This is a genomic window from Micromonospora fulviviridis (assembly GCF_014648395.1).
Lineage (GTDB): Bacteria > Actinomycetota > Actinomycetes > Mycobacteriales > Micromonosporaceae > Micromonospora > Micromonospora fulviviridis.
Genome location: NZ_BMRA01000008.1, coordinates 321,560 through 342,266, shown reverse-complemented (window position 1 = coordinate 342,266; position 20,707 = coordinate 321,560). Strand labels below are relative to the sequence as shown.

Annotated in this window: 1 protein-coding gene; it reads left to right on the top strand. The window is 77.1% G+C overall.

Translation table 11 applies throughout. The features are described from left to right. The first annotated feature begins 13 nt into the window (after window positions 1-13). Window positions 14-20,686, top strand: a complete 20,673-nt coding sequence (locus IEY96_RS22620) for a non-ribosomal peptide synthase/polyketide synthase (protein WP_229791801.1) — start codon at window positions 14-16, stop codon at window positions 20,684-20,686. The last annotated feature ends 21 nt before the right edge of the window (window positions 20,687-20,707 follow it).

The window sequence follows — 20,707 nt, the reverse complement described above, 5'->3', positions numbered from 1 at the left end:
GGACAACACCCGGGTGTACGTCCTGGACGACCGCCTCCAGCCGGTCCCGGTGGGTGTGCCCGGCGAGCTGTACGTGGCCGGGGCCGGCGTCGCCCGGGGCTACCTGGGGCGGCCGGGGTTGACGGGGGAGCGGTTCGTGGCCGACCCGTTCACCGGCGGCCGGATGTACCGCACCGGCGACCAGGTCCGCTGGACCCCAGATGGGGAACTCCTCTTCGTCGGCCGCGCCGACGACCAGGTGAAGATCCGCGGCTACCGGGTCGAGCCCGGCGAGGTCGAGGCCGTGCTGGCCGCGCACCCCGCCGTGGCGCAGGCCGCCGTGCTGGTCCGCGAGGAAACCCCCGGCGACAGGCGCCTCATCGCCTACCTCGTCCCCGCCGAGACCGGCGAGCACGTCACCGACACCGTCCGGGCGCACGTCGAGGAGCGGCTGCCCGCGTACCTGGTGCCGGCCGCGTTCGTCGAACTCGACAGCCTGCCGCTGACCGGCAACGGGAAGCTCGACCGGGCCGCCCTGCCCGCCCCCGACTGGACCGCCGGCGGCACCGGTCGCGCCCCCGCCACCGCCCAGCAGGAACTGCTCTGCCAGGTCTTCGCCGACGTGCTCGACCTGCCCGCCGTCGGGTCGGACGACGACTTCTTCGCCCTCGGCGGGCACTCCCTGCTCGCCACCCGCCTCGTCGGCCGGGTCCGCGCGGTCTTCGGGGTGGAACTGCCCATCCGCGCCCTGTTCGAGGCGCGCACCCCGGCGGCGCTCGCCGACCGGCTCGCCCGGGCCGGCGCCGGCCGCGTCGCGCTGACCGCCCGGCCGCGCCCCGAGCGCGTACCGCTCTCCTTCGCGCAACGCCGGCTCTGGTTCCTCGGCCAGCTCGACGGGCCCAGCGCCACCTACAACATCCCGGTCGCGCTGCGGCTCACCGGCCACCTCGACCGGGCCGCCCTGGACGCCGCGCTCCGCGACGTCCTGGCCCGGCACGAGGTGCTGCGCACCGGGTACGCGGTCGCCGACGGCGAGCCGTACCAGCGGGTGCTGCCCGTCGCGGAGACCGGCTTCCGGGTCGAGGTCGTCGAGGTGGCCGCCGACGAGGTGGCCGCCCGGGTGGCCGGGGCCGCCGCGTACCCGTTCGACCTGGCCGCCGAGCTGCCGCTGCGGGCCACCCTCCTCGCCGTCGCCCCCGACGAGCACGTGCTGGTCCTCGTCGTGCACCACATCGCCGGCGACGGCGCCTCCATGGCCCCACTCGCCGCCGACGTCTCCGCCGCGTACGCCGCCCGGCTCCGCGGCGAGGCACCCGACTGGCCGCCGCTGCCCGTGCAGTACGCCGACTACGCCCTCTGGCAGCGCGAGCTGCTGGGCGCCGAGGACGACCCGGACAGCCTGGCCGCCGCCCAGCTCGACCACTGGCGGCGGGCCCTGGCCGGCGTACCCGAGGAACTGGACCTGCCCGCGGACCGGGCCCGGCCCACCGAGGCCGGCCACCGCGGCCACCTGGTCGACCTGGACGTGCCCGCGGAGCTGCACGACCGGCTGCACCGGCTGGCCCGCCGGCACGGCGTCACCCTCTACATGACCCTCCAGGCCGGACTGGCCGTGCTGCTGTCCCGGCTCGGCGCCGGCACCGACGTGCCGATCGGCGCGGCCGTCGCCGGCCGCACCGACCCGGCGCTCGACGACCTCGTCGGGTTCTTCGTCAACACCCTGGTCATGCGCACCGACCTCACCGGCGACCCGACGGTCGCCGAGGTGCTGGCCCGGGTGCGGGAGAACTCGTTGCAGGCGCTCGCCCACCAGGACGTGCCGTTCGAGCGGCTCGTCGAGGAGCTGGCGCCGGTCCGCTCGCTGGCCCGCCACCCGCTGTTCCAGGTGATGCTCACCCTGCAGAACGCGGACCGGTCCGGCGGTCCCCGCGCCGACCTGCCCGGCCTGACCGCCACCGTGGTGCCGACCGGCGCCGTGCCGGCCAAGTTCGACCTGGACGTCAGCTTCGACGAGACCTACGACGCCGACGGCGCCCCCGCCGGGCTGCGCGGCGCGCTGATCGCCGCCGCCGACCTGTTCGAGCCGGACACCGCCGCCCGCCTCGCCGACCGGCTGGTCCGGATGCTCGACGCGCTCACCCGCGACCCCGGGCGGCGGCTCAGCGCGCTGCCGCTGCTCGACGCCGACGAGCGCCGCCGGATCCTCACGGAGTGGAACGCCGCCCCGGTGCCGGTCCCGGACGTGACCCTGCCCGACCTCTTCGAGGCGCAGGCCGCCCGCACCCCCGACGCGGTCGCGCTCACCGACGGCGACACCCGGCTCACGTACGCCGAACTCGACGCCCGCGCCGACGCGGTGGCCCGCCGGCTCGTCGGGCACGGCGTCGGGCCGGAGTCCCTGGTCGGTGTCGTCATGGCCCGCACCGCCGACCTGGTGGTGGCGCTGCTCGGCGTGCTCAAGGCCGGTGCCGCGTACCTGCCGATCGACCCCGCGTACCCGGCCGAGCGGATCGCCTTCGTGCTCGCCGACGCGGCCGCGGCCTGCGTGCTCACCAGCACCGCGCACACGGCGGTGGTGCCGCCCGGCGGGCCGGTGCTGGTGCTCGACGAGCCCGACCCGGCCGCCGGGGCCGGCGCGGGTCGTGCGGCCCGCATTCGGCCGCTGCGCCCCGAGCACCCGGCGTACGTGATCTACACGTCCGGCTCGACCGGCACCCCGAAGGGCGTGCTGGTGCCGCACCGCGACGTGGTGGCCCTCTTCGCCGCCACCGGTGCCCTGTTCGACTTCCGCGCCGACGACGTGTGGTCCTGGTTCCACTCGTTCGCGTTCGACTTCTCGGTCTGGGAGATCTGGGGCGGCCTGCTGCACGGCGGTCGCGTCGTCGTGGTCCCGTACGCCGTCTCCCGCTCCCCGGAGGAGTTCGCCGACCTCGTCGCGCGCGAGGGCGTGACGATGCTGTCGCAGACCCCGTCGGCCTTCTACCAGCTTCTCGCCGCCGGCCTGCGGCCCGGCGCGCTGCGCGCCGTGGTCTTCGGCGGGGAGGCCCTCGACCCGGCCCGGCTGGCCGGCTGGTGGGCGCGGCACGGGGAGTCCGGGCCGCGGCTGGTCAACATGTACGGCATCACCGAGACCACCGTGCACGTCACCTACCAGGCCCTCGAACCGTCCGACGTGGACGCCGGCAGCGTGATCGGCCGCGGCCTGCCCGGCCTGCGCGTCCACCTGCTCGACGAGTGGCTCAACCCGGTGCCGCCGGGCGTGGTCGGCGAGCTATACGTGGCCGGTGCCCAGCTCGCCCGCGGCTACGTGGGCCGGGCCGGGCTGACCGGCGAGCGCTTCGTGGCCTGCCCGTTCGTGCCCGGGGAGCGGATGTACCGCACCGGCGACCGGGCGCGGTGGACGACGGACGGGCGGCTGGTCTTCGCCGGCCGCGCCGACGACCAGGTGAAGATCCGCGGCTTCCGGATCGAGCCCGGCGAGGTGGCGGCGGTGCTCGCCGAGCATCCCGCCGTCGGGCAGGCCGCCGTGGTGGCCCGCCGGGACACCGGTGACACCCGCCTCGTCGGCTACCTGGTGCCCGCCGAGGGCGCCGAGGAGGCCGACCTGGCCGGGTCGGTCCGCGACTTCGCCGCGGCGCGGCTGCCCGGGTACCTCGTGCCGTCGGCCCTGGTGGTGCTGGCCGCGCTGCCGCTGACTGTCAACGGCAAGCTCGACCGCAAGGCCCTGCCCGCGCCCGACTACGCGGGCGCGGCCGGCGCGGGCCGGGCACCGGCCACCGCGCGGGAGGAGCAGATCTGCCAGGCGTTCGCCGAGGTCCTCGGCATCGACCGGGTCGGCGTCGACGACGACTTCTTCGCCCTCGGCGGCCACTCCCTGCTCGCGGTGTCCCTGGTGGAACGGCTCCGCGAGCGGGGCGTCGGCCTCTCCGTGCGCGCCCTGTTCACCACGCCCACCCCGGCCGGGCTGGCCGCCGTGGCCGGCGGCGGCGCGGTGACCGTCCCGCCGAACCTCATCCCCGACGGCGCCGACGAGATCACCCCGGCCATGCTGCCGCTGGTCGACCTCACCGACGCCGAGGTCGCCACCGTCGTGGCCGCCGTACCCGGCGGCGCGGCCAACGTGGCCGACGTCTACCCCCTGGCCCCGCTCCAGGAGGGCATCTTCTTCCACCACCTGCTCGGCGACGGCGCCGACGTCTACGTCACCCCGACCGTGGTCCGCTTCGACTCCCGGGACCGGCTCGACGCGTTCCTGACCGCCCTTCGACGGGTGGTCGACCGTAACGACGTCTACCGCACCGCGATCGTCCACGAGGGACTGCGCGAACCCGTGCAGGTGGTGCTCCGGCACGCCCCGCTGCCCGTGCGCGAGGTCGCGCTCGACCCGGCCGGCGCCGACCCGGTCGACCAGCTGCTCGCCGCCGCCGGTGACCGGATGGACCTCGGCACCGCACCGCTGCTGCACGTGCACGTGGCCGGCGAGGCGGGCGGCGCCTGGCTCGCCCTGCTCCGCGTCCACCACCTCGTGCAGGACCACACCGCCCTGGACGTGGTCCTCGACCAGCTCCAGGCATTCCTCGACGGGCGCGGCGACGAGCTGCCGCCGCCGGTGCCGTTCCGCGAGTTCGTCGCCCAGGCCCGGCTCGGCCTCTCCCGGGAGGCGCACCAGCGGCACTTCGCCCGCCTCCTCGGCGACGTCACCGAGCCGACCGCCCCGTACGGCCTCACCGACGTGCACGGCGACGGCGCCGCGGCGGTGCACGCCCACGTCCCGGTCGACGACGCGCTCGCCGAGCGGATCCGGGCGGTGGCCCGTACCCACGGGGTCAGCCCCGCCACCGTGTTCCACCTGGCCTGGGCCCGGGTGCTCGGCACCGTCTCCGGCCGGGACGACGTGGTCTTCGGCAGCGTCCTGTTCGGCCGGATGAACGCCGGCGCCGGCGCCGACCGGGTGCCCGGCCTGTTCATCAACACCCTGCCGGTCCGGGTCCGGCTCGCCGGGCACGCCGTCGCCGAGGCGCTCGACGGCCTCCGCGAGCAGCTCGCCGACCTGCTGGTGCACGAGCACGCCCCGCTCGCCCTGGCCCAGGCCGCCAGCGGTCTGCCCGGCGGCAGCCCGGTCTTCACGTCGATCTTCAACTACCGGCACAACCAGGCCCCGGCCGGCGCGGGCGACGGCATGCGCGGCATGCACACCGTCTTCGCCCGCGAGCAGACCAACTACCCGCTCGACGTCGCCGTCGACGTGGACGGGCCGCGCTTCGGGATCACCGCCACCGCCGTGGCGCCGGTCGACCCGGCGCAGGTCTGCGCCATGCTCACCACGGCCCTGACCAACCTGGTCACCGCCCTCGACGAGGCCCCCGGCACGCCGCTGGCCGCCATCGGGGTGCTCGACGCCGACGAGCGGCGCCGGGTGCTGCCCGAGCCGCCGGCCGGTAGCACGCCCACGGCGACCGTGCCGGAGCTGATCGCCGCGCGGGCCGCCGCCGACCCCGGCGCGCTCGCCGTCGTCGGCGACGGCGTCGCGCTGACCTACGCCGAGCTGGACGACCGCTCCGCCCGGCTGGCCCGGGCGCTGCTGGCCCGCGGGCTCGGCGCCGAGTCGGTGGTCGGGCTCTGCCTGCCGCGCGGACCCGAGATGGTGGTGGCCGTCGTCGCCGCCTGGCGGGCCGGCGTCGGGTACGTGCCGCTGGACCCGGAGTACCCCCTCGACCGGCTGGAGTTCATGCTGGCCGACAGCGGCGCCGCCCTCGTGGCCGGCCCCGCCGAGCTGGTCGACCGGCTGCCCGGCCGGCCGGTGCTGCGCCTCGACGACCTCGGCCCGGACGACGCCGGCCGGCCGCTGCCCCGGGTCGCGCCCGAGCAGCTCGCGTACGTCATCTACACGTCCGGGTCGACCGGCCGGCCCAAGGGCGTCGCCGTCGCGCACGCCGCCCTGGCCAGCATGGCGGTGCACTACGGCCCGGTGCTCGGCGCGGCCCCCGGCGTCCGGGTGCTCCAGTTCGCCTCGTTCAGCTTCGACGCCTCGGTGCTCGACGTGGCCGTCACCCTGGTCGCCGGCGGCACCCTGGTGGTCGCCGCGCCCGCCGAGCGCGCCGACACCGCCCAGCTCACCGCCCTGGTCCGCGCGCAGGGCGTCACCGCCACCAGCGTGGTCCCGTCCCTGCTGGCCACCCTCGACCCGGCCGAACTGCCCGACGTGGGGACCATCCTGGTCGGCGCCGAGCCGATCAGCACCGCCCAGGCCCGCGCCTGGTCCGCCGGCCGGAACCTGGTCAACACGTACGGGCCGACCGAGGCGACGGTCATGGTCACCGCCGGTGCGGTCGACGTCGGCCCCGACGGGCGGGTACCCATGGGCGGCCCGGTCACCGGCAACCGCCTCGTCGTGCTCGACGACCGGCTCCAGCCGGTGCCCGTCGGCGTCACCGGCGAGCTGTACGTGGCCGGCCGGCAGCTCGCCCGCGGCTACGTCGGCCGGCCCGCCCTCACCGCCGAACGCTTCGTGGCCTGCCCGTACGCGCCGGGGGAGCGGATGTACCGCACCGGCGACCGGGCCTGGTGGACCGCCGACGGCCAGCTCGTCTTCGCCGGCCGGGCCGACGACCAGGTGAAGATCCGCGGCTTCCGGATCGAGCCGGGCGAGGTGCGGGCCGTGCTGGCCGACCACCCGGCCGTCGCGCAGGCCGCCGTGGTGGTCCGCGAGGACACCCCCGGCGACCCGCGGCTCGTCGCGTACCTGGTGCCCGCCGAGGACGGCGCGCCGATCGCCGACACCGTGCGGGAGCACGCCGCCGAGCGGCTGCCCGCGTATCTCGTGCCGGCCGCGTTCGTGACCCTCGACGCGCTGCCACTGACCGTCAACGGCAAGCTCGACCGGGCCGCCCTGCCCGCCCCCGACCTCGGCGGCCCGGCCGGCCGGGCCCCGGCCGACGCCCGCGAGGAACTGCTCTGCGCCGCCTTCGCCGACGTGCTCGGCCTCGACCGGGTCGCCGTGGACGACGACTTCTTCACCCTCGGCGGGCACTCGCTGCTCGCCACCCGCCTGGTCAGCCGGGTCCGGGCCCTGCTCGGGCTGGAGGTGCCGATCCGGGCGCTGTTCGAGGCGCGTACCCCGGCGGCGCTCGCCGCCCGGCTGCGCGACGCGCGGGCCGGCCGGGTGGCGCTGACCGCCCGGCCCCGGCCGGCGCGGGTGCCGCTCTCCTTCGCGCAGCGCCGGCTGTGGTTCCTCGGCCAGTTGGAGGGACCGAGCGCCACCTACGACATCCCGGTGGCGCTGCGGCTCACCGGCGACCTGGACCGGGCCGCCCTCGACGCGGCGGTGCGGGACGTGCTCGACCGGCACGAGGTGCTGCGCACCGTCTACGAGGTCGCCGACGGCGAGCCGCACCAGCGGGTGCTGGCGGTCGCGGAGACCGGCGTCCGGGTCGAGGTGGTCGAGGTGCGTCCGGCCGAGCTGGCCGCCCGGGTGGCCGAGGCCGCCGCGTATCCGTTCGACCTGGCCGCCGAGGTGCCGCTGCGGGTCACCCTCTTCGCCGTCGCCCCGGACGAGCACGTGCTCGTGCTCGTGGTGCACCACATCGCCGCGGACGGCTGGTCCATGGGCCCGCTGTCCCGCGACGTCGCCACCGCGTACGCGGCCCGCCGCGCCGGCCGGACCCCCGACTGGACCCCGCTGCCCGTGCAGTACGCCGACTACGCGCTCTGGCAGCGCGAGCTGCTCGGCGCCGAGGACGACCCGGACAGCACCGTGGCCCGGCAGGTGGCCCACTGGCGGGCGGTGCTGGCCGGCGCGCCCGAGGAGCTGGAGCTGCCCACCGACCGGCCCCGCCCGGCGCAGCCCTCGTACCGGGGGCACCTCGTCGAGGTCGACGTGCCCGCCGCGCTGCACCGCGACCTGGTCGGGCTGGCCCGCTCGGCCGGGGTGACGGTGTTCATGGCCGTGCAGGCCGCCCTCGCGGTGGTGCTGTCCCGGCTCGGCGCCGGCACCGACGTGCCGATCGGCGCGGCCGTGGCCGGGCGCACCGACCAGGGGCTGGACGACCTCGTCGGGTTCTTCGTGAACACCCTGGTGATGCGCACCGACCTGTCCGGCGACCCGACCGTGACGGAGCTGCTGGCCCGGGTGCGGGAGACCGCCCTGGACGCGTACGCCCACCAGGACGTGCCGTTCGAGCGGCTGGTCGAGGAGCTGGCCCCGGCCCGCTCGCTGGCCCGGCACCCGCTGTTCCAGGTGCTGCTCACCCTCCAGAACCTGGCCACCGGGGGCGGGACCGCGCCCCGGCTGCCCGAGCTGTCCACCGAGTCGTTCCCCACCGACGAGGTGCCGGCCAAGTTCGACCTGGACGTCAGCCTCACCGAGGCGTACGACCCGGACGGCGCGCCGGCCGGGATGAGAGGCACCCTGATCGCCGCCGCCGACCTGTTCGATCGGCACACCGTCGAGCGGGTCGCCGGCTACCTGGTCCGCGTCCTGGCCGGCCTCGCCGCCGACCCCGACGCCCGGCTCAGCACCGTCGACGTGCTCGACCCGGCCGAGCACCGGCGGGTGGTCGAGGAGTGGAACGCCACCGACGCCCCGGTTCCCGCCCGGCCCGTCGCCGACCTGATCCGCGACCGGGCCGCCGCCACCCCGCACGCCCTCGCCCTGCTCGCCGGGGAGACCCGGCTCGACCACGCCGAACTGGCCGCCCGGGTGGACCGGCTCGCCGGGTTCCTCGCCGCCCGGGGCGCCCGCCCCGGCGCGCTCGTCGCGATCTGCCTGGACCGGACCGCCGACCTGGTGGTCGCCCTGCTCGCGGTGCTGCGCACCGGCGCGGCCTACCTGCCGATCGACCCCGGGTACCCGGCCGAGCGGGTCGGCTGGATGCTCGCCGACGCAGCGCCCGCGCTGCTGCTCACCACGGTGCGGGCCCGCGCCGGCAACACCGCCCTCGCCGACGCCGCCGGCGCGCTGCTGCTGGACGACCCGGCCACCGTGGCCGAGCTGGCCGAGGCCGGCCCCGCGCCGGCGGCCGCGCCGCGCCCCGAGCACCCGGCGTACGTCATCTACACCTCCGGCTCCACCGGCCGGCCCAAGGGGGTGGTGGTCCCGCACGGCGCGCTGGCCAACTTCCTCGCCGCCATGGCCGCCACCACCCCGCTCACCCCGGCCGACCGGCTGCTCGCCGTCACCACCGTGGCCTTCGACATCCACGTGCTGGAGCTGTACCTGCCGCTGCTCGCCGGCGCCGCGGTGGTCCTCGCCGACGAGGCCGTGGTCCGCGACCCGGCGGCCGCCGCCGCGCTGATCCGCCGGGCCGGGGTGACCGTCGCCCAGGCCACCCCCGCCTGGTGGCACGCGCTGGCCGCCGGGCACGCCGACGCGCTGGCCGGGCTGCGGGTGCTGGTCGGCGGCGAGGCGCTGCCGCCCGCCCAGGCCGCCGCGCTGACCGCCCGGGCCCGCTCGGTGACCAACCTGTACGGCCCGACCGAGGTCACCGTCTGGGCCACCACCGCCGAGCTGGGCGGCGAGCCGGCCGGCCAGGTGCCGATCGGCCGTCCGCTGTGGAACACCCGGGCGTACGTGCTGGACGCCGCGCTGCGGCCCGTCCCGGTGGGCTGCCCCGGGGAGCTGTACCTGGCCGGCGACCAGGTGGCCCAGGGCTACCACGGCCGCCCCGACCTCACCGCCGAGCGCTTCGTGGCCTGCCCGTACGGGGCCGCCGGGGAGCGGATGTACCGCACCGGCGACGTGGTCCGCTGGCGGGCCGACGGCAGCCTGGCGTTCGTCGGCCGCGCCGACGACCAGGTGAAGATCCGCGGCTTCCGGATCGAGCTGGGCGAGGTCGAGGCCGCGCTGGCCGGGCACCCCGCCGTCGCCCGGGCCACCGCCGTGGTCCGCGAGGACAGCCCTGGCGACCGGCGGCTCGTCGGCTACGTGGTGCCGGCCGGTGCCGCCGGGGTGGACGTCGCCGCGCTGCGCGGGCACCTGGCCGGGCGGCTGCCGGCGTACCTGGTGCCGTCCACCGTGGTGGTGCTCGACGCGCTGCCGCTGACCGCCAACGGCAAGGTGGACCGCCGGGCGCTGCCCGCCCCGGACCACGCCGGCGCGGCCGGGGCCGGCCGGGCCCCCGCCGACGCCCGCGAGGAGCTGTTCTGCGCCGCCTTCGCCGCCGTGCTCGGCCTGCCCGCCGTCGGGATGGACGACGACTTCTTCGCCCTCGGCGGGCACTCGCTGCTCGCCGTCGCCCTGGTCGAGCACCTGCGCGGGCTCGGCGTGACCGTGCCGGTGCGGGCGCTGTTCACCACCCCCACCCCGGCCGGCCTGGCCGCCGCCACGGGCGTCGCCTCGGTGCCCGTGCCGCCCAACCGGATCCCCGACGGCGCCCGGGAACTCGGCCCGGAGATGCTCCCCCTGGTCGACCTGACCCCGGAGGAACTCGCCACCGTGGTCGCGGCGGTCCCGGGCGGGGCGGCCAACGTCGCCGACGTCTACCCGCTCGCCCCGCTCCAGGAGGGCATCCTCTTCCACCACCTGATGGCCGACCGGGACGGCGACGACGTCTACGTGCTGCCCACCGTGCTCCGGTTCGCCACCCGGGACCGGCTCGACGACTTCCTCGCCGCCCTGTCGGCGGTGGTGCGGCGGCACGACATCTACCGCACGGCCGTGGTCTGGGCCGGGCTGCGCGAGCCGGTGCAGGTGGTGGCCCGGCACGTCGAGCTGCCGGTGGAGGAGGTGAGCCTGGCAGGCGCCGCGGACCCGGTCGCCGCGCTGCTCGCCGACGGCGGCGCCTGGCTGGCGCTGGACCGCCCGCCGCTGCTGCGGATGCGGGTGGCCGCCGAGCCGGGCACCGGCCGCTGGCTGGGCCTGCTGCGCATCCACCACCTCGTGCAGGACCACACCGCCCTGGAGGCGCTGCTCGCCGAGGTGCTGGCGTTCCTGACCGGGCGCGGCCACGAGCTGCCCGACCCGCTGCCGTTCCGGGAGTTCGTGGCCCGGGCCCGGCACGGCGCCTCCCGCGACGAGCAGGAGGCGTACTTCCGGGCCCTGCTCGGCGACGTCACCGAGACCACCGCCCCGTACGGCCTCACCGACGCGCACGGCGACGCGGCCGACCTGCGCGGCGCGCAGCGCCTCGTCGCCGACGACCTGGCCACCCGGGTACGCCGGCTCGGCCGCTCCCACGGGGTCAGCCCGGCCACCCTGTTCCACCTGGCCTGGGCGCGGGTCCTCGGCACCCTGGCGGGCCGGGACGACGTGGTCTTCGGCACCGTCCTCTCCGGCCGGCTCGGCGCCGGCGGCGGCGACGCCCGCGTCCTCGGCCCGTTCATCAACACCCTGCCCGTGCGCGTCCGGCTCGACGACGGCACCGGCGACGCGCTGGCCGCCCTGCGCGTCCAGCTCGCCGAGCTGCTGGCGCACGAGCACGCCCCGCTCACCCTCGCCCAGACCGCCAGCGGGGTGCCGAACGGGCAGCCGCTGTTCACCGCGCTGTTCAACTTCCGGCACAGCGCGCCGCCGGCGGGCGGGCCCGCCGACGACGGGGTGGACGGCATCGAGCAGGTGGCCTCCCGGGAGCGGAGCAACTACCCGGTCACCGTCTCCGTCGACGACCTGGGGGAGCGGTTCCTGCTCAGCGTCGACGCGGTGGCTCCGGCCGACCCGGACGACGTGTGCGCGCTGCTGCACACCTGCCTGGCGCACCTGGTCGACACGCTCACCGACGCCCCGGAAACCCCGCTGGCCGCGGTGCCGGTGCTGGACGACGACGGGTACCGGCGGCTGGTCGAGGAGCCGAACCGCACCGGCCGGGGCGTGCCGGCGCTGACCGTCCCGGCCGCGTTCGCCGCGCAGGTCGCGCGTACCCCGGACGGGGTCGCCCTGGTCGACGCGGCCGGCGCCTGGACGTACGCCGAACTGGACGCCCGCGCCGGCCGGCTGGCGCGGCTGCTGCGCGACCGCGGGGTCGGGCCGGAGACCGTGGTCGGCGTGCTGCTGGACCGCTCCGCCGAGCTGGTGGTGGCGCTGCTGGCGATCCTCAAGGCCGGCGGCGCCTACCTGCCGGTCGACCCCGGCTACCCGGCCGGCCGGATCGCCGACATGGTCGCCGACGCCGCGCCGCGACTGCTGCTCACCACGGGCGCGGTGACCACCGCGCTGCCGGTGGCGGCCGACCGGCTGGTCCTCGACGACCCGGCCACCCGGGCCGCGCTCGACGCCGCCGACCCGGCCGGACCCGCCGGACTCCGCCCCGACCACCCGGCGTACGTCATGTTCACCTCCGGCTCCACCGGCCGGCCCAAGGGGGTCGTGGTGCCGCACGCGGCCATCGACCGGCTGGTCCGCGCCCCCGGGGTGGCCCCGCTCGGCCCCGGCGACGTGGTGGCGCAGCTCGCCTCGGTCTCCTTCGACGCGGCCACCTTCGAGATCTGGGGCGCCCTGCTCACCGGCGCCACGCTGGCCGTGGCCCCGCCCGGGGCGCTGTCCGTGGCCGAGCTGCGCGCCTTCCTCACCGACCAACGGGTCAGCACGCTCTGGCTGACCGCCGGCCTCTTCCACGAGGTGGTCGACGCCGACGTCACCGCGCTGGCCGGCCTGCGCCGGCTGCTCGCCGGCGGCGACGTGCTCTCCCCGGCGCACTGCCGCGCCCTGCTGGACCGGCTGCCGCAGGTCCAGCTCGTCAACGGGTACGGCCCCACGGAGAACACCACCTTCACCACCGTCCACCCGGTACGCCCCGACGAGCTGTCCGGGGCCGTGCCGATCGGCGCGCCGATCCCGGACACCAGCGTGTACGTCCTCGACGAGGCGCTGCGACCGGTCCCGGCCGGGGTGGTCGGCGAGCTGTACACCGCCGGCGCCGGCCTGGCCCGCGGCTACGCCGGCCCGCCGGGCCTGACCGCGGAACGCTTCGTGGCCTGCCCGTTCACGCCGGGGGAGCGGATGTACCGCACCGGCGACCGGGTGCGCCGCGACCCCGACGGGCGGCTGGTCTTCGTCGGCCGGGCCGACGCGCAGGTCAAGCTGCGCGGCTTCCGGGTCGAGCCCGGCGAGGCCGAGGCGGTCCTCGCGGGCCACCCGGAGGTGGCCCGCGCCGTGGTCACCGTCCGCGAGGACACCCCAGGCGAGAAGCGGCTCGTCGCGTACGTGGTGCCGGCCGACCCGACCGCGCCGGGCGACGCCCTGGTGGCCACGCTGCGCGCGCACGCCGCCGACCGGCTCCCCGACTACCTGCTGCCGGCCGCCGTGGTGCCGCTGCCGGCGCTGCCGCTGACCGCCAACGGCAAGGTCGACCGGGCCGCCCTGCCCGCCCCCGAGCAGGGCGCCGGCAGCGGCCGGCCGGCGGCCACCGCCCGGGAGGAGATCCTCTGCGGCATCTTCGCCGAGGTGCTGGGCCGGCCCACGGTCGGGCCGGACGACGACTTCTTCGCCCTGGGCGGCCACTCGCTGCTGGTCACCCGGCTGGTCAGCCGGGTCCGGGTGGTGCTCGGCGCGGAACTGCCCATCCGCGCGGTGTTCGAGGCGCCCACGCCGGCCGGCCTGGCCGACCGGCTCGCCCGCGCCGCCGCGCCGGACCGGCCCGCGCTCACCGCCCGGCCCCGACCCGACCGGGTGCCCCTGTCGTACGCGCAGCGGCGGCTGTGGTTCCTCGGCCGCCTCGAAGGGCCGAACGCCACCTACAACATCCCCCTCGCGCAGCGCATCGACGGTCCGGTGGACACCGACGCGCTGGCCGCCGCGCTGCGCGACGTGGTCGGGCGGCACGAGGTGCTGCGCACCGTGTTCCCGATCGCCGACGGCGAGCCGTACCAGCGGGTGCTGCCGCTCGACGGGTGCGGCTTCGCACTCACCGTGGTCCGGACGCCCGCCGACCGGCTCGCCGACGCGGCCGGCGAGGCGGCGGCCACCCCCTTCGACCTCGCCGTCGACCTGCCGGTGCGCGCCTGGCTGTTCACCGCCGGCCCGACCGAGCACGTGCTCGTGCTGCTGGTGCACCACGTCGCCGGCGACGGCTGGTCGATGGCCCCGCTGGCCCGCGACCTCGCCACCGCGTACGCGGCGCGCCGCGCCGGCCGGGCTCCGGAGTGGACCCCGCTGCCGGTGCAGTACGCCGACTACGCGCTCTGGCAGCGGGACCTGCTCGGGGCCGACGACGACCCGGAGAGCGTGCTGGCGCGGCAGGTCGCCTACTGGCGGGCCGCCCTGGACGGCGCGCCGGAGGAACTGGAGCTGCCGGTCGACCGGCCCCGCCCCGCCGAGGCCGGCCACCGGGGCCACGACGTGCCGCTGCGGGTGCCCGCCGAGGTGCACGAACGGCTGCGCGAGGTGGCCCGCGCCGAGGGCGTCACCGTCTTCATGGTGCTCCAGGCCGCCTTCGCGACCCTGCTGTCCCGCCTCGGCGCCGGCCGGGACGTGCCGATCGGCTCGGCCATCGCCGGCCGCACCGACCAGGGGCTCGACGAGCTCGTCGGGTTCTTCGTCAACACCCTGGTGATCCGCACCGACCTGAGCGGCGACCCCACCTTCCGGCGGCTGCTGGCCCGGGTCCGCGCCACCGGCCTGGCCGCCTACGAGAACCAGGACGTGCCGTTCGAGCGGCTCGTCGAGGAACTGGCCCCGGCTCGCTCGCTGGCCCGGCACCCGATCTTCCAGGTGATGCTCACCCTCCAGAACACGGCCGCGGCCGGCGGTGAACTGGCCGGAGCCCGCACCGGCGGCCTGCCGGTCGGGCTCACCGCGGCCAAGTTCGACCTGGAGGTGACCGTCGGCGAGGCGTTCGACGCCGACGGCACGCCCGCCGGGCTGCACGGCGCGCTGATCGCCGCCGCCGACCTGTTCGACCCGGCCTCGGCGGAACGGATCGCCGACCGCCTGGTCCGGGTGCTCGACGCCGTCACCCAGGACCCGGACCTGCGGGTCAGCCAGGTCGACGTGCTCGACAGCGACGAGCGGCGGGCGGTGCTCGCCGGCTGGAACGACTCGGCCCTGCCGGTGCCGTACACCACCGTGCCGGCGCTCTTCGCGGCCCAGGTGGCCCGCACCCCGGACGCGACGGCGGTGACCTGCGGCGCGACCCGGCTGACCTACGCCGAGCTGGACGCCCGGGCCAACCGGATCGCCCGGCACCTGGTCGGCCGGGGCGTCGGACCCGAGTCGGTGGTGGCGGTCTGCCTGCCCCGCTCCGCCGACACGATCGCCGCCCTGCTGGGCGTCTGGAAGGCCGGCGCCGCGTACCTGCCGGTCGACCCGGCGTACCCGGCGGACCGGATCGGTTTCCTGCTCGGCGACGCCGAGGCGGTCTGCGTGCTCACCGCGACCGGTGCGGCGGCGGCGCTGCCCGCCGGCGCCCCGGCGACCGTGCTGCTGGACGACCCGGCCGTCGCGGCCGAGCTGGCCGGCCTGCCCGCCGCCGACCTCACCGACGCCGATCGGCGGGCCCCGCTGCTGCCCGGGCACCGGGCGTACGTCATCTACACCTCCGGCTCCACGGGTCGGCCCAAGGGCGTGGTGGTCGAGCACCGCACGGCGGTCGGCCTGCTCACCTGGGCGGCCGGGGCGTTCACCCGGGAGGAGTTCTCCCGGGTGCTCGCCGCCACCTCGCTCAACTTCGACGTGTCGGTCTTCGAGCTGTTCGGGCCGCTGGTCTCCGGCGGCAGCATCGAGGTGGTCCCGGACCTGCTGGCGCTCACCGACCGGTCGGGCGCCGGCTGGTCGGCGAGCCTGATCAGCGCGGTGCCCTCCGCGCTGTCCCGGGTCCTCGGCGACGGCGTGCGCGCCTCCGCCCGTACCGTGGTGCTGGCCGGCGAGGCGCTCACCGCGTCGGCGGTCAACCGGGTCCGCGGCGCGCTGCCCGGCGTCCGGGTGGCCAACATCTACGGCCCGACCGAGGCCACCGTCTACGCCACCGCCTGGTGGACCGACGACGACGTGGCCGGCGTCCCGCCGGTCGGCCGGCCCATCGCCAACACCCGCGCGTACGTCCTCGACGACCACCTCACCCCGGTCCCGCCGGGCGTGGTCGGCGAGCTGTACCTGGCCGGCAGCCAGCTCGCCCGCGGCTACCTGGGCCGGGCCGGGCTCACCGGCGAACGCTTCGTGGCCTGCCCGTTCGACACCGGCGGGCAGCGGATGTACCGCACCGGCGACCGGGTCCGCTGGTCGGCCGACGGCCAGCTCGTCTTCGCCGGCCGGGTCGACGAGCAGGTGAAGATCCGCGGCTTCCGGATCGAGCCGGGCGAGGTGCAGGCCGCGCTGGCCGCCCACCCGGACGTGGCCGAGGCCGTGGTGCTGGCCCGCCAGGACGTGCCGGGCGACCCGCGACTGGTCGGCTACGTCGTGCCGGCCCGCCCGGACGTCGACGCCGCCGGCCTTCCCGAGGCGGCCCGTGGGCATCTCGCCGGGCGGCTCCCGGCCTACCTGGTGCCGGCCGCGGTGGTGGTCCTCGACGCGCTGCCGGTGACCGCCAACGGCAAGCTCGACCGGCGCGCCCTGCCGGCCCCCGAGTTCGGCTCCGGCGCGGGCGCCGGGCGCGGCCCGGAGACCCCCCGCGAGGAGATCATCTGCGCGGTCTTCGCCGAGGTGCTCGGGCTGCCGGCGGTCGGCGTGGACGACGACTTCTTCGCCCTCGGCGGGCACTCGCTGCTGGCCGTCACGCTGGTCGAGCGGCTGCGCCAGCGCGGCGTGTCGGTGTCGGTGCGGGCGCTGTTCCAGACCCCGACGGTGGCCGGGCTGGCCGCCGCCGTCGGCCGGGAGCAGCTGGCCGTGCCGGCGAACCGGATCCCGGCCGGCGCGGACCGGATCACCCCGGAGATGCTGCCGCTGGTCGAGCTGACCGACGAGGAGATCGCCGCGGTGGTCGCCACCGTGGCGGGCGGCGCGGCCAACGTCGCCGACGTCTACCCGCTCGCCCCGCTCCAGGAGGGCATGCTCTTCCACCACCTGATGGCGGGCCAGGACCGGGAGGACGTCTACGTCATGCCGGCCCTCGTGGAGTTCGACTCCCGGGCCCGGCTGGACGCCTTCGTGGCCGCGTTGCAGCAGGTCATCGACCGCAACGACGTGTACCGCTCGGCGGTGGTCTGGGAGGGGCTGCGCGAGGCGGTGCAGGTGGTGTGGCGGCAGGCCACGCTGCCGGTGCACGAGGTGACCCTCGACCCGGGCGACGGCGACCCCGCCGACCGGCTCCGGGACACCGTCGGGCTCGCCATGGACCTGGGCGCCGCGCCGCTGCTGAGCATCCACGGCACGCCCCGCCCCGACGGCACCTGGCTGGCGCTGCTCCGGGTGCACCACATGGTCCAGGACCACATGGGCCTGGAGGTGCTGCTCGACGAGGTCCGGGCGATCCTGCTCGGCCGCGGCGACCAGCTGCCCCCGCCGGTGCCGTTCCGCGACTTCGTCGCCCAGGCCCGGGGTGGGATCTCCACCGACGAGCACCAGCGCTACTTCGCCGACCTGCTCGGCGACGTGACCGAGCCGACTGCCCCGTACGGCCTGCTCGACGTGCACGGCGACGGCGCCGGCCTGGTGCGCGCCGGGCTGCCGCTGGCGCCCGAGGTGTCCGCGCGGGTCCGGGACGTGGCCCGCCGGCTCGGGGTGAGCCCGGCGACCGTGCTGCACGTGGCCTGGGCCCGGGTCCTCGCCGCCGTGGCCGGCCGGGACGACGTGGTGTTCGGCACCATCCTCTTCGGCCGGTTGAGCACCGGCGCGGACCGGGTGCCCGGCCCGTTCATCAACACCCTGCCGGTCCGGGTCCGGGTCGGCGGCACCGGCGCGGCGGCCGCGGTCACCGCCATGCGGGACCAGCTCGCCGCGCTCCTGGAACACGAGCACGCGCTGCTCACCACCGCCCAGCAGGCCAGCGGCCTGGCCGGCAGCGCGCCGCTGTTCACCGCGCTGTTCAACTACCGGCACAACACCCCCGGCCAGGCCGCGGCGCACGCCGACGAGGAGATCGAGGGCATCCGCGCGCTGTCCATGCGGGAGCGCACCAACTACCCGATGTCGGTCGCCATCGACGACGACGGCGCGGGGCTGCGGGTGAACGTCAACGCCGTCTCCCCGGTCCGCCCCGACGCGGTCTGCGCGCTGCTGGCGACCGCCACCGCGAACCTGGTGGACGCGCTGGAGGCCGGGCTCGACGGTGGACCCGACCTCCCGCTCACCGGCGTCGACGTGCTCGACCGGGCCGAGCGGCGGCAGGTCCTGGTCGACTGGAACGACACGGCCACCCCGGTGGCGGACGTGTCGGTGGCCGAGGCGTTCGCCGCCCGGGTGGCGGCGGACCCGGACGGCATCGCCGTGGTGGCCGGCGACGTGTCCCTGTCCTACGCCGAGCTGGACGCGCGGGCCGAGCGGCTGGCCCGCCGGCTGGTCGCGGCGGGCGTCGGCCCGGAGTCGCCGGTGGCCGTGGTGCTGGAACGCTCCGCCGAGCTGCTGGTGGCGCTGCTGGCCGTGGTCAGGGCCGGCGGCGTCTACCTGCCGCTGGACGTGGCCTGGCCCCTGGCGCGGATGCGTACGGTGGCCGCCGACGCGGGCGCCCGCGTGGTCCTGGTGCACGCGCCGACCGCCGCGCACGAGTTCGTCACCACGGCCGGCGACGCCGTGGTCCTCGCGGCCGACACCGACGAGGACGCGCCCGGAACCGCGCTGCCCGCGGTGCCCCCGTCGGCGGCCGTGTACTCGATGTACACCTCCGGCTCGACCGGCGTGCCGAAGGGCGTGGTCACCACCCACCGGGACGTGGTGCGCCTGGCGTACGACCGGGGGTGGGGTGCGACGCCCCGGGTGCTGTTCCACGCGCCGCACGCCTTCGACGCGTCGACGTACGAGATCTGGGTGCCGCTGCTCTCCGGCGGGACCGTGGTCGTCGCCCCGGCCGGGGCGATCGAACCGGCGGTGCTGCGCGACCTGATCACCGGCCACGACCTCACCCACGTGCACGTCACCGCGGGCCTGCTGCGGGTGCTCGCCGAACAGGACCCGGCCTGCTTCGCCGGGCTGCGCGAGGTCCTCACCGGCGGCGACGTGGTGCCCGCCCCGGCGGTCCGCCGCGTCCTGGACGCCAACCCGGGGGTCCGGGTCCGGCACATGTACGGCCCCACCGAGATCACCCTCTGCGCCACCCACCACGAGGTCACCGACCCGGCGCGGGTCGGCGACGTCCTGCCGATCGGCCGGCCGCTGGACAACACCCGGGTGTACGTTCTCGACGACCGGCTCCGGCCCGTCCCGGTGGGTGTGCCCGGCGAGCTGTACGTGGCCGGGGCCGGGGTGGCCCGCGGCTACGCGGGCCGGCCGGGGCCGACCGGCGAGCGGTTCGTGGCCGACCCGTACGGCGGTGCGGGGGAGCGGATGTACCGCACCGGCGACCAGGTGCGCTGGACCCCGGACGGGGAACTGGTGTTCGTCGGCCGGGCGGACGAGCAGGTGAAGATCCGCGGCTACCGGGTCGAGCCCGGCGAGGTCGAGGCCGTGCTGGCCGCGCACCCGGCGGTCGCGCAGGCCGCCGTGCTGGTCCGCGAGGACACCCCGGGCGACAAGCGCCTCGTGGCCTACCTGGTGCCCGCCGAGGCCGGCGAGCACGTCACCGACACCGTGCGCGCGTACGTCGAGGAGCGGCTGCCCGCGTACCTGGTGCCGGCCGCGTTCGTCGAGCTCGACAGCCTGCCGCTGACCGGCAACGGGAAACTCGACCGGGCCGCCCTGCCCGCGCCCGGCACCCCCGGCGCGGGCGGCGGGACCGCCCGGGTCGCCCCCGGCCCCCTCGCCGTGCTGGAGGAACGCATCTGCGAGGCGTTCGCCGAGGTGCTCGGCCTGCCCACGGTCGGCGTCGACGACGACTTCTTCACCCTCGGCGGGCACTCGCTGCTCGCCGTGGCCCTGGTGCAGCGGCTCAAGGTCCGCGGCATCGCGGTCACCGTGCAGGAGGTGATGGCCAGCCCCACCGTCGCCGGTCTGATGAACGCCCTGAGCCTCTCCTCGGTGCGGGCCTCGCTGGACGTGCTGCTGCCCATCCGCACCGGCGGCGACCGGCCCCCGCTGTTCTGCGTCCACCCCGCCGGCGGCCTGAGCTGGTGCTACATGCCGCTGGCCCGGCACGTGCCGGAGGCGTACCCGATCTACGGCCTCCAGGCCAGCGGCCTCGACGGCGTCGGGGCGCTCGCGCCCTCGCTGCGCGAGATGGCCGCCGACTACGTGGCGCGGATGCGGGCGGTGCAGCCGTCCGGGCCGTACACCGTGGTGGGCTTCTCCTTCGGCGTGGCGCCGGCCCACGAGATCGCCGTGCAGCTGCGCGAGCAGGGCGAGCAGGTGTTCCTGGTCATCATGGACTCCTACCCGCCCGACGAGGACGACGAGCCCGAGACCACGGCCGAGGACGTGCCCTGGGAGGAGCTGATCCGGGCCGAGTTCGGGCACGTGATCGCCGGCTTCTCCGACGAGGAGGTCGGCCTCCTGGCCCGCGTGGTGCAGAACAACACCGCGGTCCGCGCCGGGCACCGCTACCGGGTGTTCGACGGCGACGCGCTGCTGCTCACCTCCACCGACAGCGCCCCCGACGGCGAGCCGGTCGCCGGCCGATGGGCCCGGCACGTCACCGGCGCCGTCACCGAACGGGCCCTGCCCTGCTCGCACGACGAACTGGTCCGCCCCGACATCCTCGGCCAGGTCTGGCAGGCCGTCGCGGCCTGGCTGCCCGACGACGGACCGTCGGCCTGACGCCCCACCCCAACGGAGAGA